This is a genomic window from Flavobacterium cerinum (genome assembly GCF_024496085.1).
GTDB lineage: Bacteria > Bacteroidota > Bacteroidia > Flavobacteriales > Flavobacteriaceae > Flavobacterium > Flavobacterium cerinum_A.
The window spans coordinates 973,489-989,798 of the sequence record NZ_CP101751.1 but is presented as its reverse complement, the minus strand read 5'-3'; the positions used below and the strand labels follow the sequence as shown (position 1 = coordinate 989,798).

Annotated in this window: 13 protein-coding genes; 5 read left to right on the top strand and 8 right to left on the bottom strand. The window is 39.2% G+C overall.

All coding sequences use genetic code 11. The annotated features are described in order from the left end of the window. Nucleotides 1–21 precede the first annotated feature (21 nt). Nucleotides 22–1,302: an adenosylmethionine--8-amino-7-oxononanoate transaminase gene (bioA, locus tag NOX80_RS04540; protein ID WP_256552137.1), complete on the bottom strand. Its 1,281-nt coding sequence runs from the start codon at nucleotides 1,300–1,302 to the stop codon at nucleotides 22–24. 140 nt (nucleotides 1,303–1,442) lie between these two features. Between bioA and NOX80_RS04535 the strand changes: the two genes are divergently transcribed. Then, entirely contained in the window at nucleotides 1,443–2,267 is an 825-nt protein-coding gene (locus NOX80_RS04535) for a hypothetical protein (protein ID WP_256552136.1), read from the top strand. A gap of 52 nt (nucleotides 2,268–2,319) precedes the next feature. Here NOX80_RS04535 and bioD read toward each other — a convergent pair whose 3' ends face one another. Both bioD and NOX80_RS04525 read right to left on the bottom strand, forming a co-directional pair. Next, nucleotides 2,320–2,937: a dethiobiotin synthase gene (gene bioD / locus NOX80_RS04530; protein ID WP_256552135.1), complete on the bottom strand. Its 618-nt coding sequence runs from the start codon at nucleotides 2,935–2,937 to the stop codon at nucleotides 2,320–2,322. A gap of 21 nt (nucleotides 2,938–2,958) precedes the next feature. Beyond that, entirely contained in the window at nucleotides 2,959–4,101 is a 1,143-nt protein-coding gene (locus tag NOX80_RS04525; RefSeq protein ID WP_256552134.1) for an aminotransferase class I/II-fold pyridoxal phosphate-dependent enzyme, read from the bottom strand. Nucleotides 4,102–4,250: 149 nt separating this feature from the next. Here NOX80_RS04525 and NOX80_RS04520 point away from each other — a divergent pair, with 149 nt between their 5' ends. Continuing rightward, a complete protein-coding gene (locus tag NOX80_RS04520; protein ID WP_256552133.1) occupies nucleotides 4,251–7,562 on the top strand; it encodes a zinc-dependent metalloprotease in 3,312 nt (1,103 codons plus the stop codon). Between the two features lie 119 nt (nucleotides 7,563–7,681). On the opposite strand, the gene NOX80_RS04515 is transcribed toward NOX80_RS04520, so the two are convergent. The 5 genes from NOX80_RS04515 to NOX80_RS04495 all read right to left on the bottom strand — a co-directional run bounded on the left by NOX80_RS04515 (nucleotide 7,682) and on the right by NOX80_RS04495 (nucleotide 13,981). Next, nucleotides 7,682–7,963, bottom strand: a complete 282-nt coding sequence (locus tag NOX80_RS04515; RefSeq protein ID WP_256552132.1) for a F0F1 ATP synthase subunit epsilon — start codon at nucleotides 7,961–7,963, stop codon at nucleotides 7,682–7,684. Between the two features lie 52 nt (nucleotides 7,964–8,015). After that, nucleotides 8,016–9,527, bottom strand: coding sequence for a F0F1 ATP synthase subunit beta (gene atpD / locus NOX80_RS04510; protein WP_256552131.1), 1,512 nt, complete (start codon nucleotides 9,525–9,527; stop codon nucleotides 8,016–8,018). A 152-nt stretch (nucleotides 9,528–9,679) separates the two neighbouring features. Beyond that, entirely contained in the window at nucleotides 9,680–11,527 is a 1,848-nt protein-coding gene (gene glmS / locus NOX80_RS04505; protein WP_256552130.1) for a glutamine--fructose-6-phosphate transaminase (isomerizing), read from the bottom strand. Nucleotides 11,528–11,530: 3 nt separating this feature from the next. Next, entirely contained in the window at nucleotides 11,531–13,150 is a 1,620-nt protein-coding gene (locus NOX80_RS04500) for a DUF4270 domain-containing protein (protein WP_256552129.1), read from the bottom strand. Nucleotides 13,151–13,174: 24 nt separating this feature from the next. Then, nucleotides 13,175–13,981 carry a glycogen/starch synthase gene (locus NOX80_RS04495; RefSeq protein WP_256552128.1) on the bottom strand — a complete coding sequence of 269 codons (807 nt, stop codon included), beginning with the start codon at nucleotides 13,979–13,981 and terminating at the stop codon, nucleotides 13,175–13,177. A 106-nt stretch (nucleotides 13,982–14,087) separates the two neighbouring features. Between NOX80_RS04495 and panC the strand changes: the two genes are divergently transcribed. Genes panC through NOX80_RS04480 form a run of 3 tightly spaced genes read left to right on the top strand, consistent with a single transcriptional unit; the run spans nucleotide 14,088 to nucleotide 16,268 of the window. Further along, nucleotides 14,088–14,936 (top strand): pantoate--beta-alanine ligase, encoded by an 849-nt coding sequence (gene panC, locus NOX80_RS04490; protein ID WP_256552127.1) that lies wholly within the window; start codon nucleotides 14,088–14,090, stop codon nucleotides 14,934–14,936. A 13-nt stretch (nucleotides 14,937–14,949) separates the two neighbouring features. Beyond that, nucleotides 14,950–15,300 (top strand): aspartate 1-decarboxylase, encoded by a 351-nt coding sequence (panD, locus tag NOX80_RS04485; RefSeq protein ID WP_256552126.1) that lies wholly within the window; start codon nucleotides 14,950–14,952, stop codon nucleotides 15,298–15,300. Nucleotides 15,301–15,305: 5 nt separating this feature from the next. Then, nucleotides 15,306–16,268 (top strand): lysylphosphatidylglycerol synthase transmembrane domain-containing protein, encoded by a 963-nt coding sequence (locus tag NOX80_RS04480; RefSeq protein ID WP_256552125.1) that lies wholly within the window; start codon nucleotides 15,306–15,308, stop codon nucleotides 16,266–16,268. Nucleotides 16,269–16,310 lie beyond the last annotated feature (42 nt).

The window sequence follows — 16,310 nt, the reverse complement described above, 5'->3', positions numbered from 1 at the left end:
AAAAAATATTTCCGTGCAAAATTAAAACTTATCTAACGCTTCCCCGATAATTTGATATACTTTTTCAAGTTCCTGTTCCGAAATAATATAAGGCGGCAACACATATACAATATTTCCTACAGGTCGTAATATGATTCCTTTCTCGATAAAGAAACGATACAACGTATTTCTAAAATCACCATAGTAATCATCAGAAGAATCCCTTTTAAACTCCAACGCAAAAATCACCCCCAATACCCGAGTCGTCTTTACACGCGGATGATTTTCAATGCGTTGTTGAAAAGACAAATGCTGCTTATGTATTCGCGCAATTCCCTCACGGATTTCTTCGCTTAAAAGCAAATCAAGACTGGCCAATGCAGCAGCACAACCGGTTGGATTTGCCGTAAAGGTATGCCCGTGAAACAAAGCCTTATTCACATCATCATCATAAAAACCATCGAATAATTCCTGCGTAAACGTAGTCAGTGCCATTGGAATTGTCCCTCCGGTTAACGCTTTCGAAAGACACATCATATCCGGTTGTTCTGTCAGATAATCGCAAGCAAAGTTTTTCCCGGTTTTTCCGAAACCGGTCATTACTTCATCAGCTATAGTAAATACGCCTTGCTCTTTACAACTTCTAATCAGTTGATCAAGTACTTCCGGTTGATACATTACCATACCGGCCGCCCCCTGAACTAATGGTTCAAATATAAAACCGGCATATTCATTTGTTTTTAACAGCGCTGAAAGCACTTCCAAGCAAGCTTCTTCATCACCCGGAGTCGGCACCGGAATTCGTGTTACCTGAATCATCGCTCCCTGAAAAGCTTCGGTAAAGAAAGATATTCCGCTAGCCGCCATAGCCGCAAACGTATCACCGTGAAATGCATTTTCGAATGCAATTATCTTTGTTCTTTTCTCCCCTTTATTAAAATAGTATTGTAATGCTACTTTAAGTGCCACCTCTACAGCCGTAGATCCGTTATCAGAAAAGAAAATCTTCTTCTGATTTGCGGGCAATAACGGAATTAGTCGTCCTGCCAACATTACAGCAGGTTCATGTGTAAACCCTCCGAAAAGGACATGCTCCAGTGTTGTAAGTTGTTTATAAATCGCGTCTGCTATATATTGATTGGAATGTCCGTACGGATTCACCCACCAGGAAGCTATTGCATCAATATATTCTTTCCCGTTCTCATCCCATAATAAAGCACCTTTTCCTTTCGTTATAGCTATATGCGGATGCGCATTTTTATGTTGGGTATAAGGATGCCACAGATGATTCTCATCGGCTTTCTGTAGTCTGTTTTTTTCCACGTTGCGTTCTTTTTATTCTTCAATTCTTTACTACAAAGATAAAGAGTGCTACCGGATTACTTTTGCAGACAAAAAAGTTTAACATTAAACCATTTATCGTTTTATTTGTCTAAAAAAAAAGAACCTTATCAAAACAAATTATGAAAACTACTATTAAATTTTTATTTTTTGCTGCGTTGATGGCTATATCCTGCAACAGCGACAGTGACTCCACAGACAATTCAGGAGCCAATCAAGACACCAGCGTAACAGCCGATGCTAAAGCTCAAGGCATTGAAGAAGACATTGAAGACATTAAAGAAGACGTATTGGCCAATGACGGTTATTACGCTTCCAAAAATGAAAACACACAATTACCGCCCTCTTCCTGTCGTGTTATTTCACAGGAAACACTTACTAACGGTGATAAAAAATTTAAGGTCGATTTCGGAACCGGCTGTACCGATAACAACGGGAATAACCGTAGCGGAATCATCTACATTGTAGTACACCGGGATAATTCAACTCATGTAATTACTGCTAATATCACATTTGACAATTATTACATTAACAGCAATAAGATCGAAGGCACTATCAATGTGAGCCGAAGCGTGGTAAACAATATCCCAACTTATACCCGCGAAACTAATATTAACATTATTCAGCCGGCAAGCGGAGGAACAATCCACCGAGAAGGAAACTTTACGATTGAAAAAACCGGAGGAGCATCAACACCATTAGTTTTCACAGATGATGTATTTAGTATTGATGGTGAAGCTTACACCACTTTACCGAACGGAACGCTTTTACATATGGAAATTACAGAGCCGTTAATCCGTAATTACAACTGTCTGGTTATTGTAAAAGGTAAAAAGACATTAACTAAAAATTCACTGACTTATACTTTAGATTATGGTAACGGAACTTGCGACAATATTGCAATTTTAACGTTACCGGGCGGATCCACCGTAACAATATATCTATAAAAGTAAATTCCTTCGATAAAAAAACCTGCCGTAATAAAGCAGGTTTTTTAGTTTATAATTGTTGTAATACCGTTTCAAAATGATCCGCGTATTCCCGAATCACATTTTTATCAAAATACGGTTCTTCATCAATCCGTCCTAACATTTTCACTCCGGTACGATTTAGAATAATCGACTCCGAATCGCTGTTTTCCTTACCGCTAAAAATAATTCCGGCCACAGCCAAACCTCTTGCTTTTAACACTTCAATTGTAAGCAATGTATGATTGATACTTCCCAAATAATGACGTGATACCACAATCACTTTATAATCCGGTTGAATCAAATCTAGAATTGAGTCCGTATCATTTAAGGGCACCAATATTCCTCCGGCGCCTTCTATCACTAAATGATTTTTGGTTTTCGGCTCTTTGATCTCTTTCAAATCGATTACGACATTATCAATCTTTGCCGCAACATGCGGACTAGCCGGCGTATGTAGAGCATAAGCATTATCAAAAATCCGGGTTTTCGTATTCGACAGTTTCTCTTTTATCTTATGACTATCCGAATAATCCAAATCACCGGCCTGAACCGGTTTCCAGTAATCTGCTTCCAATGCTTCCGTTAAAACGGTAGCTACGACTGTTTTCCCCACATCCGTACCGATACCTGTTACAAATAGTTTCATGTTTTTTAATTTATTTTTTTATTACAGCAACTGATTTAAAATGCGTAATACTGCTGCTATTTCTTCTTTTGAATTATAACTATGCAAACAAAAACGCAATCGTTCCTGTCCTTCCGGAACTGTAGGCGCCATAATCGGACGCACATCAAATCCGGATTGCCCTAATTGATCCGCTATATATTTCACTTTTTCATTTCCGGGTATAACCGCTGATTGTATTGCCGATTTACTACGAATAAACAACGGCTTTAATCCCAATAGATTTTTCACCTGATTAAAATGAATAATATTCTCTTTTAATTTTATTCCGGAATCACGCTCTTCTTCCAACATTTTATAAGCTGCCTGAATTGTAGCTACCGCATGTGGTGACAACCCTGTAGTATAAATAAAACTGCGGGCAAAATTCACCAGATAATCCCTTAATCTCTGATCACCCAATATAGCAGCACCATGACAACCTAAACCTTTCCCATATGTCATGATTCGGGCAAAAATCAACGGTTCCAATTGTAACGCCTGAACCAATCCTTCACCTTTATCGCCAAATACACCCAAAGCATGTGCTTCATCAACCACCAAAAAACAACCGTATCGATCCGAAAGTAATGCCATTTGCTCCAGATCCGGACAATCACCGTCCATTGAAAACACGGTTTCCGTAACGATATAAATCACTGTTTCTTCTTTACGAAAGCGATTTATTTGTCTTTCCAGATCCTCTAAATCATTATGCAAAAACTTATACGACCGAGCATTCGAAAGTCGGATTCCGTCACGTATTGAAGCATGACTCAGCTCATCATATAACACAACATCATTTCGTTGCGGAACAGCGCTAAAAAAACCCAGATTAGCATCATAACCCGAGTTAAAAATCAAAGCAGCTGATGATCGATGAAAAGCAGCAATCATAGCCTCCGTTTCCATATAAAGAGAAAAATTTCCGGATAATAGTCGCGAACCCGTTGCACCATTACAATGATTTTGTTGCGCCGACAATAACGACTGAGTATTTTGGAAAAGTGTTTCCGATCTCGAGAAACCCAGATAATCATTGGATGAAAAATCGACTCCGTTTTTAGAACCCGGCAATTGCCTTAAAGCATTCACTTCTATTCGGGATTGCAGTTTAGCTGATAATGATGCGGGAAAGCGTTTCATACCAACAAAAGTAAGTATCTTTTTTAATACACAACATCCTTCAAGCGCATTAACAACACACCACATCAGGACCTGAATTTAAACCAAATACAAAAACATAAATAAATTTGATTATTTTTATTAATTATTTAACAATTAACCCAAACAAAATGAAAAAACAATTACAACTAGCCGTATTGTTACTTTTTTCATTTTCCACCGGCTTTTCACAATCGCAGAAGCTATGGAAAACGATAGACGAAAACAGTATAGCAACCCAAAAAAAAGTTAATCGTAGTTCTACCCCCAGAAACTACAATCTGTTTACCTTAGACTTGAATACTTTAAAAAACAGCCTTGCCAACGCACCGGTTCGAGGTCAATTTGAAGGCAAATCCAATGTTATTATTGAACTTCCAAATGCTAAAGGAGAATTAGAACACTTCCGCGTTATGGAAACCCCGATCATGGAAGCGACTTTAGCTGCAAAATATCCAATGATCAAATCGTATGCCGCTCAAGGCGTTGAGAATCCCGCTTCTGTAGCCCGGTTTTCCGTAACGCAATTGGGATTACACAGTATGACTTTATCAAGCGAAGAAAGCACTGTTTTTATCGATCCTTATACCGAAGATCGTCAAAACTACATCGTATACAATAAAGCAGCTCTTCACAAAGCCTTTTCCGACTTCTCCTGCCTTACCGATGACGGAATCAAGTTACCTTCTCTAACCGAAGACAGAGTAGGAAGTTCTGAAACCGCTCTTAACACGGACGATAAAAAACTACGAACTTACCGCCTGGCACAATCCTGTACCGCAGAGTACGGGAATATTTTTGCCGGAACCGGAACAGATGCTCAAAAACGGGCTAACATTCAGGCTCAAATGGCGATTACAATGACTCGAGTTAATGGTGTTTACGAAAGAGATCTTTCCATCACTATGGTATTCGTAGCCAACAATGACCTGTTGATTTACTTCGGAAGCACAACAGCCGATCCATGGAATGGTGAATATAACGTACGCACCGGTATTACTATTGATGCAGCTATTGGTTTTACTAATTATGATATCGGACATAATTTTAACACTTCAGGAGGCGGAAATGCAGGATGTATCGGATGTGTATGCAGCACCAGCAGCAATCCAAACGGCGGTTTTCACAAAGGAACCGGAATGACCGGAATGTCCAATCCTACCGGTGATGCTTTCGACATTGATTATGTAGCCCATGAAATGGGACATCAATTTGGAGGCTATCACACTCAAAGTAGCTCTAATTGTCGTTCAGGTAGCGGATTAACCGAAGTAGAACCGGGTTCAGGTTCAACAATTATGGGTTATGCCGGAATATGTCCTGCCAATGTTCAAAACAATAGTGACGATTATTTTACGTATGTGAATATTCGCGATATTCTGGACAATGTTAAGACCGGTGTAAGCTCCAGCTGTGCTCAAATCACAACTATTACAAATAATCCTCCTACTGCTGATGCCGGTAGAGACTATGTAATTCCAAAGTCGACCGCTTTTATATTAACCGGAAGCGGAACCGATCCGGATGGTGATGCATTAACGTATACCTGGGAGCAAAATGATCCTCAAAACCCGAACTCATCTGCCGCACCGGTAGCAACTCGTGTAAACGGTCCGATGTTCCGATCTATTCGAGGCACTAGCTCACCGACACGCTATATGCCTGCTTTAGCTACTGTATTAGCCGGAAATACCGCCAACACCTGGGAAGTATGCCCTTCTGTTGCACGAACACTTAATTTCTCTTTAACCGTACGTGACAATAAAGCCGGTGGCGGACAAACGGCTTCCGACCTAATGCGTGTTACAGTAAACGGAACTGCCGGACCTTTCCTTGTAACTGCACCTAACACTAACGTTTCATGGCAAGCCGGAACCAATCAGAACATAACATGGGATGTTGCCGGAACTACCGCTAATGGCGTTAACACCCCTTACGTAGACATTTACCTGTCAACTAACGGTGGCGCTTCATTCAACACCTTACTTGCCAGTAAAGTTCCGAATGACGGATCCGAGATTGTTTCTATTCCGAACACACCCGGGAATCAAAACAGAATTATGGTACGCGGTTATGATAATATTTTTTATGACCTATCGAATACCAACTTTACCATTACCGCGCCTGCCACAACTTTTACTTCTGCTTTTAACGGTGTAGCCGGCGAACAGAACAAATCAATCTGTACAGGATCGAACGTATCTTATACAATCGATTATAAAACATTAGGTGGTTTCTCCGGAAATACTACATTCAGCGTTAGCGGAAACCCTGCCGGAACTACGGTTACTTTCGCACCTACAAGTCTTTCTACAGATGGCACAACAACGATGACTGTTACGAATACCGGAGCAGCTACACCCGGATTTTACACATTAGCTGTTACCGCAACATCCGGATCCGCGACTAAAACAACTAATTTTTACCTGGATCTGCTAAATTCCAACTTCGGAACCCTGTCTTTAACCACACCTGCTGATCAAGCTGTTGCACAAAACACAACCGTTACTTTGACATGGGCTGCAAATAGTAATGCTAACGCCTATGATATACAAGTTGCCACCGATAATACTTTCAGCAACATTATCAACTCCGGCACATCAGCAACAAATAGTTATACCGTATCCGGATTATCAGAGGCAACGAACTATTTCTGGCGCGTATTACCAAAGAACAGTGCGTGTATCGGAACATACAGCAATCCGTTTAAATTTACAACCGGACAAATCAGCTGTGCTTCCAGTGTTTCAACCAATGTTCCTATAACGATTTCTGCATCGGGCGCTCCAACGATCAACTCATCACTAAATATTCCTTCAGGAGGCGTTATTTCAGATGTAAATATCACGATGAATGTATCTCATACCTGGATAAACGACTTAACTGCAACTTTAATCAGTCCATCCGGGACACAAGTTCAGCTTTACGCTCGTCCATGTAGCAATAATGACATTCAGAATATCGTTGCTACATTTGACGACAGTGGCATTCCGGTAGTTTGCGGCACCAATCCGGGCATTTCAGGCACCGTACAACCCACACAGGCATTATCCGCTTTTAACGGTCAGAATTCAACCGGAAACTGGACTTTACGTATATCTGATGCCTTTAACGAAGACGGAGGCGTATTAAATAGTTGGAGTCTGAATATTTGCACTGTGAGTGCTGCTATTTTAGGCACTGTTGAAAACAAATTAAGCAACTTTATACTCTATCCGAATCCGAACAACGGTTCCTTCCATGTTCAGTTTTCTTCGGACAGCAGTAGTGCAACCGAAATTACTGTTTTTGATATCAGCGGACGACGTATTTACAACCAAAGCTTTCAATCGACCGTAAACTTTAACGAATCGATTCAGCTACAAAATGCACAATCCGGCATTTATCTGGTAACGGTTAAAAACGGAGAAAGACAGGAAACACAGAAGATTGTGATCCGATAAATAGTACACCCGACAGGTTTTAAAAGCCTGTCGGGTGTATCATTCCACATTCGAAACCTGTTTGGTATAAACAAAAAAAGTCCCGATAAAATCGGGACTTTTTTATAGCTATCATTGTATTAGTCTGCTAAAACAATAATTTTATTGTCATTCATTTCTACAGTTCCGGAATTAATCGGCAACCAATAAGTTTGCTCGTTAATTTTGTTGAATTTAGCTGCAAATTCTTTTGCAATTTTCAATCCTGAACCAACAATTTTCACATTTCCTTTAGCTAATAAAGAAACGATTGGCGCGTGATTATTCAACATCTGGAACTCACCATTTACTCCCGGAACAGCTACAGAAGTAACTTCTCCTTTGAATAAAGTGGCTTCCGGTGAAACTATTTCTACAATCATATTTTTTATTAATTGATATTATGCAATTGAACTTTTCAATTGAACGAATTAATTAGGCTTCTGCCAACATTTTTTGTCCGGCCTCGATAACATCTTCGATAGTACCTTTCAAGTTGAATGCTGCTTCCGGTAAGTGATCTAACTCACCGTCAATAATCATGTTGAAACCTTTGATTGTATCTTTAATATCCACCAATACACCCGGGATACCAGTAAACTGCTCCGCTACGTGGAAAGGTTGCGATAAGAAACGTTGTACACGACGTGCTCTTGATACAGCTAGTTTATCTTCTTCAGATAATTCTTCCATACCTAGGATCGCGATAATATCTTGTAATTGTTTGTATTTCTGTAAGATCTCTTTTACTCTTTGAGCACAGTCATAGTGATCATTTCCTAAAATTTGCGGTGTAAGGATACGAGAAGTAGAATCCAATGGATCTACAGCCGGATAAATACCTAACTCAGCAATTTTACGAGACAATACTGTAGTTGCATCTAAGTGGGCAAACGTTGTAGCCGGTGCCGGATCCGTTAAGTCATCCGCAGGTACGTAAACCGCCTGTACAGATGTAATAGATCCGTTTTTAGTTGAGGTAATACGCTCCTGCATAGCACCCATCTCAGTTGCTAATGTCGGTTGGTAACCTACCGCAGATGGCATACGTCCTAATAATGCAGACACCTCAGAACCTGCCTGTGTAAAACGGAAGATGTTATCAACGAAGAATAGTACATCTTTCCCTTGTCCTTCACCAGCTCCGTCACGGAAATATTCAGCGATAGATAATCCGGATAAAGCAACACGTGCACGTGCTCCCGGCGGCTCATTCATCTGACCGAAAACGAAAGTAGCTTTAGACTCTCTCATTCCTACTTTATCTACTTTAGATAAATCCCATCCTCCATTTTCCATAGAGTGCATGAAATCATCACCGTATTTGATAATACCAGACTCTAACATCTCACGAAGTAAGTCATTTCCTTCACGTGTTCTTTCACCTACTCCTGCGAATACAGAAAGACCACCGTGACCTTTTGCAATATTGTTAATCAACTCCTGGATCAATACTGTTTTACCTACACCTGCACCACCAAACAATCCGATTTTCCCTCCTTTTGCATAAGGCTCGATCAAATCGATTACTTTGATACCTGTGAATAAAACTTCTGATGACGTTGATAAATCTTCAAATTTTGGAGCCAAACGGTGGATCGGTAATCCGTTTTCACCTTCTTTTGGCAAATCTCCAAGACCGTCAATAGCGTCTCCGATTACATTAAACAAACGTCCATAAATATCTTTCCCGATTGGCATTTGGATCGGAGCTCCAGAAGCTAAAACTTCTTGACCTCTACTTAATCCGTCTGTAGAATCCATTGAGATAGTACGAACTGTATCTTCACCTATGTGAGATTGTACTTCAAGTACTAATTTTGAACCATCATTTTTAGTGATTTCTAATGAATCATAAATCTTTGGAAGTTCGGCGTCTTGTGTGTTGAATACTACGTCAACCACTGGTCCGATAATCTGTGCAACTTTTCCTATTCGTTTAGACATTGCTTATGTATTTATTAAACAGCTATTTACGTTTCTTGAAAAAACCTCTTTTTTCAGAGCGCAAAGATAGTTTTTTATATGCTAATTTTGCAATTTAATTTCTGAATTTTTTATAATAAAAAAGCGAATTCCGAAAAATCCGCTTTTATAACTTATTCTACCGTAACTGATTTCGCCAGGTTTCTAGGCTGATCGACATTACATCCGCGCATTACCGCAATATGATACGATAACAACTGCAACGGAATTGTCGTCAACAACGGCGTCAATGCTTCAGCCGTATCCGGAACTTCAATAATATGATCTGCCAATTCCTTAACCTGAGTATCACCTTTGGTTACCACAGCGATAATTTTTCCGCTTCTGGCTTTGATTTCCTGAACATTACTTACCACCTTATCATAGTGATTTTGTTTCGGCGCGATAACCACAACCGGCATTTGCTCATCAATTAATGCAATCGGACCGTGTTTCATCTCTGCCGCAGGATACCCTTCAGCATGGATATAAGAAATTTCTTTTAACTTCAATGCTCCTTCTAATGCTACCGGGAAATTATACCCTCTTCCAAGATAAAGACAATTCGGCGCATCTTTATAAATCTGAGCAATCGTTTTGGCAATATCATTTGTAGCCAATGCTTCTTCTACTTTTTCCGGAATTAATTCCAATTCCAACAAATAACGTTGGTAATCCGAATTATTCATTGTTCCTTTTGCTTTCGCTAAACGCAACGCAATTAACGTCAGAATAGTTATTTGAGTCGTAAAAGCTTTCGTAGAAGCCACACCAATTTCAGGTCCGGCATGCGTATAAGCACCGGCATGTGTTTCACGGGAAATAGACGAACCTACCACATTACACACACCAAATACAAAAGCTCCTTTTTCTTTTGCCAGTTTAATCGCAGCTAACGTATCAGCTGTTTCTCCCGACTGTGAGATTGCAATTACCACATCATTCGGATAAATGATCGGGTTTCTATAACGAAATTCCGAAGCATATTCTACTTCCACCGGAATTCTCGCAAACTCTTCCAATACATATTCCGCCACTAATCCTGCATGCCATGAGGTTCCGCAGGCAATGATAAGAATACGGTTGGCATTCAGGAATTTTTCCAGATTATCTTCAACGCCTGCCATTTGAATAATTCCTTTATTCGCCAGCAAACGTCCTCTGTAAGTATCTTTAATTACATTCGGCTGCTCGTAAATCTCCTTTAACATAAAGTGTTCATAGCCGCCTTTTTCAATTTGCTCCAGGTTTACCTGAAGTTGCTGAATATACGGATCAACTAAAGTATCGTCTTTTATTTTACGAACCTTCATTGGCTTATCCAAACGCACAATTGCCATTTCTTCATCTTCCAGATAAATAGCATTGCTTGTATATTCAATAAAAGGAGAAGCATCAGAAGCAATAAAATATTCCCCTTCTCCGATTCCGATTGCTAACGGGCTACCCAAACGAGCTACCACAATTTCATTCGGTTTTTTTCTATCAAAAACAGCAATCGCATAAGCTCCCACCACTTGGTTAAGCGCTTTCTGAACTGCTTTTCCTAATTTTAAATTTTCCTGTTTTTGAACATCCTCAATAAGGTTAACCAATACTTCCGTATCGGTATCCGATTTAAACGTATACCCTCTATTGATTAATTCTTTTTTAAGCGGCTCGTAATTTTCGATAATTCCATTATGAATAATTACAAGATCACCTGAATTTGAAACGTGCGGATGCGAGTTCACATCATTAGGTACACCATGTGTTGCCCAACGTGTATGCCCCATCCCAATTGTTCCGTTAGTTGTTATTTCAGACGCTACACGAGCTTCTAAATCCGTTACTTTTCCTTTGGTTTTTGACAGCTTTAATTCTTCACCATCCCACAATACAACACCAGCACTATCATAACCTCTATATTCCAGTCTTTTAAGACCTTTTACAATCACAGGATAAGCATCTCTGTGACCCACATAACCTACAATACCACACATAAATTATTCTTTCGGTTTAGTATAATAAATCTCTAACTTCAATCTTTTATCCACATCAGAACTATTTGTTCCGTGCAACACAACGCCTAACGGATTAACAACCGAACCTACCGGCAGCAGTTTTACGTTATACGATGCATTTTTAGGATCCGTCATTGTAAACGGGGTTTTAAAATAAGCACTCTGTACGTTATTAATATCTTCCATCACCACCAATCCTACTCTAACATTATTAGAATCCTTTTTAACCAGATTGTTCACATACTGCGTCAACCTTATTTTGTATTTGATTGCTTTTTTATCTCCGGTTGTTTCACGCTCAACTAATCCACCCAACAAGACTTTACTTAATTTCGGATACATCGAATTCGTTGTTACGTCATAATTATAATCCGTTAAAACTTTGTTGTTCTTAATGTCGTACAAGTAAATACGCTGTGGTTCATAAGCCACATTCTGCATCGCTTGCTTATCCACATAAAACGTTAGATTCGCTTCATTGATTAACCATTTTTTTGCAGCAACTTCAGCACGAAGGTTTTCCAATTCTGTAGCATTAAATAAATCGATATACGAAATAGAACCTTGTCCGCCTTTTAAGTAAAGACGATCTTCACCCGATTCACTTGGTAATGCATAACTACTTTCCAGGAAGTTAATATTAGTTCCGGTTAAATTCAGCACCAATGTTTTTCGAACACGCGAGGACGGATCAGCTGTACCATCTGCTTTATAACGAATATTAATCTTTGCTTTTGAGAAATCCAACATTGCCATAGAAGCCTGCCCTTCGATTCCTTCTACCTGAAAATAAAGCCCTTTAAAATACTCTTTAAAAGCATTGTTATTTAACAACTTATCAGAAGTAGCATTTAAAATTTTATTCTGGAAAAACGTTTTATCCAAATCTAACCACATTCCAGGCGTAAAACGCTCCAAAACAACGCGGTTAGCAATATCATCATTATCAATAACTTGTCCGGAGCTATTCAGATAATCCCCGTCAGCATTCAATTTATACAGAATCGTTTCCAGATTATTAAAATAAAATTCATTATTCTGATTAGCCGGTCCGTTGTTTAATTGCTGTGTCCCTCTATTGGTCTCAACCAGATTTTTCTCATCTGTAAAATATTTCTGAGCTGCCCCTCCGTTATTCGGATCAAAAGTTCTCAACTGGTATTTTGATTCGTACACTTTCAGTTTAAACTTCGCATCTTTTCCGTAAACCGAATCCAGTTCATACAAACGAACTCCGTTTTCATCTGTTCCGGTTTGCGTTGAAAAATACGGCACATACACCCATACGGAATCAATCACCGGATGCTCACCGATTGTCGGAGCCGCCGAAGCCAATTGTACTTCTGTTACAAAATGCGCTTTGGTTTCACCGAAAGTAGCATTATTCATTATCCCTAAAATATTAACCGGCAGGTTATTCGCCTGAACGCCTCCGGTAGCTTTATTATAGGCTGCCAATGTCTGCCCTACGTATTTTTCTATGTTGTAATTTTCTTCCCCGACAAGATCCGAACCGATAGTATTAAAATCTTTATCGCAGGAAAGCAACAAAACCGTTGTAAAAGACAGAAGCAATTTTTGTAACAATGAAATCCTATTCATATTTATTTTTAGATCAAAGAATGATTATATAACTTGATTTTTATAGAAATTAGTATATGCTTCAGCAAAAGCATCTTTCGGCACGAAAGGTAAAAAAGGTTTACCTGATGTTTCTATAAATTTTGTTAAACTTGGAGACAAGTCTTCAGACGCTATGATTACAGCATCGGAATGTAGAATACTGACTTTCATAACATTCTCATAGTTAGGAATTTCCAGATCAGTAATTGATGCATCCGGGATTTCATCGAAAGCCACTTTTTTCATCATTTCCGGATCTAACGTTCCGTCAAAAGACTGTGAATAAACAGACGTTACAATTTTGGTATCAGCAAACAACGCTTCATCTTTATAGTAATGTTTCATATAAACAGGAAGCATCCCCGCTAACCAACCGTGAACATGAATGATATCCGGTACCCAGTTTAATTTTTTAACGGTTTCAACAACTCCTTTCGCAAAAAAGATAGAACGCTCATCGTTATCCGGATACAGCACACCATCTTCGTCAGAAAAAGTAGCTTTACGTTTAAAATATTCATCATTATCGATAAAATAAACCTGAATACGCTCTTTTGGTATCGAAGCCACTTTAATAATAAGCGGCATATCCATGTCATTTACCACTAAATTCATTCCTGACAAGCGGATAACTTCATGCAATTGGTGCCTGCGCTCATTTATATTTCCATAACGAGGCATAAAAATCCTAATTTGTCCACCTTGATCGTTAATCATTTTCGGCACGTCGTAAGACATTAAAGAAACCTCATTTTCAGCCAAGTACGGCACCACTTCAGATGATACATACAATATCCTCTTATCATTCATTGCACTAAAATTTATTTATTGGATATAAAAAACATGCAAAATTACAAAATTTTATGCAGTTGTTTGACAAAATAGTAATTTTGCACCCAATTTAAATCTAAAGCAAATGTTTGTTTTTGCCAAAAAAGCAGATTTAGCGCAACATTTAACGCAAATCGGCACTACTAAAAAAACGATCGGACTTGTTCCGACCATGGGCGCATTACACCAGGGACACCTTTCTTTATTAAGTAAATCCTGTTCTGAAAATCAGATTACCGTTATCAGCATATTTGTAAACCCTACCCAGTTTAACAATGCTGAAGATCTTGAAAAATATCCGCGTCATGTGGATCTTGACATCGAGAAAGTCCGAACCGTATCCGAAGACATTATCATCTTCGCTCCTACGGTAGATGACATTTACGAAGGAAACACCACATCAAGTCCTTTTGAATATGACGGTCTTGAATTCCAAATGGAAGGAGCGCATCGCCCGGGTCATTTTGATGGTGTCGGTACTATTGTAAAAAAGTTGTTTGAAATTGTAATGCCTACCAACGCTTATTTTGGCGAAAAAGATTTTCAGCAATTGCAGATTGTAAAAAAACTGGTAGAAAAATATCATATTCCCGTAACTGTTGTAGGATGCCCAATTCACCGCGAAGCAAACGGATTAGCAATGAGTTCCCGTAACGAACGCCTTAGCACTGAAGCCCGGGAAGAAGCATCTCTTATTTACAAGATTTTACTGGAAGCCAAACAAAAATTCAGCACACAATCGGCTAACGAAGTATCTGATTACGTTATCCGGACATTTGCTAAACATCCAGCTTTCCAACTCGAATATTTTGAAATTGCCGATGAAGCCACGCTTATAACCGCAAAGCGCAAAAGCAGCGACAAAAAATACAGGGGCTTTATCGCGGTTTACATAAACAATATCAGATTGATTGACAATATTGCACTAAATTAATTACCTTTGCACCATGCAAATTCAAGTTGTTAAGTCCAAGATTCACCGTGTAAAGGTGACTGGAGCCGATCTAAATTACATCGGAAGTATCACGATTGACGTAGCTTTAATGGAAGCTTCGAACATTTTTGAAGGAGAGAAAGTCTCTATTGTAAACATCAACAATGGGGAACGACTGGAGACCTACGCTATTCCCGGACCGCGAAACAGCGGCGAGATAACCCTTAACGGCCCTGCGGCTCGAAAGGTTCACAAAGGAGACATCATCATTATCATTTCATACGGCATTATTTCTACAGAAGAGGCCAAAGAATTCAAGCCTTCAATCATTTTCCCGAATGAAAATGACAACTCGTTAACCTAATCCTTTTGAAAGAGAAATTTAAAAAAATTATCAGTATCGTACTCCCACTTCTGTTGGGAGTTTTTTTAGTTTATTATGCATTCAATAAGTTCACACCGGAACAATTGGACGAAATGAAAAGCTATTTCAGAAATGCAAACTACAACTATATTCTGATTTCAACATTTTTCTCATTAGTAAGTCTGGTTGCCAGAGGCTATCGCTGGCGTTACAGTCTGGAGCACATGGGCTATTTTTCGCCTTTCAAAACCAATCTTGCAGCCGTTTGTATCGGCTACCTGATGAACCTGACGATCCCGAGATCCGGCGAGGTTTCCCGTGCTTTGGTTGTCAAAAAATACAACAACGTTCCGTTTGACAAAGCTTTCGGATCTATCATTGCAGAAAGAGTAATCGATCTGGTTATCCTTCTTGCCTTAATGGTTACCGCTTTATTATTACAATTTGATTATTTAAAAACCTTCCTGACTCAAAAAATCCCGGTTCAAAAACTAATTATGTTGGGTGTGACCGGAGTTGCCGGATTGATTATTATAACCTTATTGTTTCTCTATTCCAAATGGAAACCGATTCTAATCATCAAGCAAAAAATATCCGGCCTGATTGAAGGTGTACTAAGCGTATTCCAAATGCCGAATAAATGGGCTTTTTTAGCTTATACTGCTCTTATCTGGATTGGCTATGTGCTCACTTTTTATTTTGCCATTTTTGCCATAAAAGAAACCAGTACGATCGGTTTTGGAGTAGTCGTAACAGCCTTTGTTGTCGGTAGTCTTGCCATTAGTTTTACCAACGGAGGTTTCGGTGCTTTTCCGTTATTGATTTCCGAAATTTTACTACTATATTCAGTACCGGAAACAGCCGGCACAACTTTCGGGTGGATTCTTTGGACTTCCCAGACCGGACTGATAATTTTAATGGGATTACTTTCCTTTTTGTTATTGCCGCTTTTACATCGAAATAAATAATTTTTGTTATCTTGCTTCTCTATTCCAAACTACGAGAAACTA

What these genes read in the sequence shown, in the direction of transcription:
- NOX80_RS04535 (WP_256552136.1), top strand. Translation starts at nt 1,443, where the DNA reads ATGAAAACTACTATTAAATTTTTATTTTTTGCTGCGTTGATGGCTATA.
- bioD (WP_256552135.1), bottom strand. Translation starts at nt 2,937, where the DNA reads ATGAAACTATTTGTAACAGGTATCGGTACGGATGTGGGGAAAACAGTC.
- NOX80_RS04525 (WP_256552134.1), bottom strand. Translation starts at nt 4,101, where the DNA reads ATGAAACGCTTTCCCGCATCATTATCAGCTAAACTGCAATCCCGAATA.
- NOX80_RS04520 (WP_256552133.1), top strand. Translation starts at nt 4,251, where the DNA reads ATGAAAAAACAATTACAACTAGCCGTATTGTTACTTTTTTCATTTTCC.
- NOX80_RS04515 (WP_256552132.1), bottom strand. Translation starts at nt 7,963, where the DNA reads ATGATTGTAGAAATAGTTTCACCGGAAGCCACTTTATTCAAAGGAGAA.
- atpD (WP_256552131.1), bottom strand. Translation starts at nt 9,527, where the DNA reads ATGTCTAAACGAATAGGAAAAGTTGCACAGATTATCGGACCAGTGGTT.
- glmS (WP_256552130.1), bottom strand. Translation starts at nt 11,527, where the DNA reads ATGTGTGGTATTGTAGGTTATGTGGGTCACAGAGATGCTTATCCTGTG.
- NOX80_RS04500 (WP_256552129.1), bottom strand. Translation starts at nt 13,150, where the DNA reads ATGAATAGGATTTCATTGTTACAAAAATTGCTTCTGTCTTTTACAACG.
- NOX80_RS04495 (WP_256552128.1), bottom strand. Translation starts at nt 13,981, where the DNA reads ATGAATGATAAGAGGATATTGTATGTATCATCTGAAGTGGTGCCGTAC.
- panC (WP_256552127.1), top strand. Translation starts at nt 14,088, where the DNA reads ATGTTTGTTTTTGCCAAAAAAGCAGATTTAGCGCAACATTTAACGCAA.
- panD (WP_256552126.1), top strand. Translation starts at nt 14,950, where the DNA reads ATGCAAATTCAAGTTGTTAAGTCCAAGATTCACCGTGTAAAGGTGACT.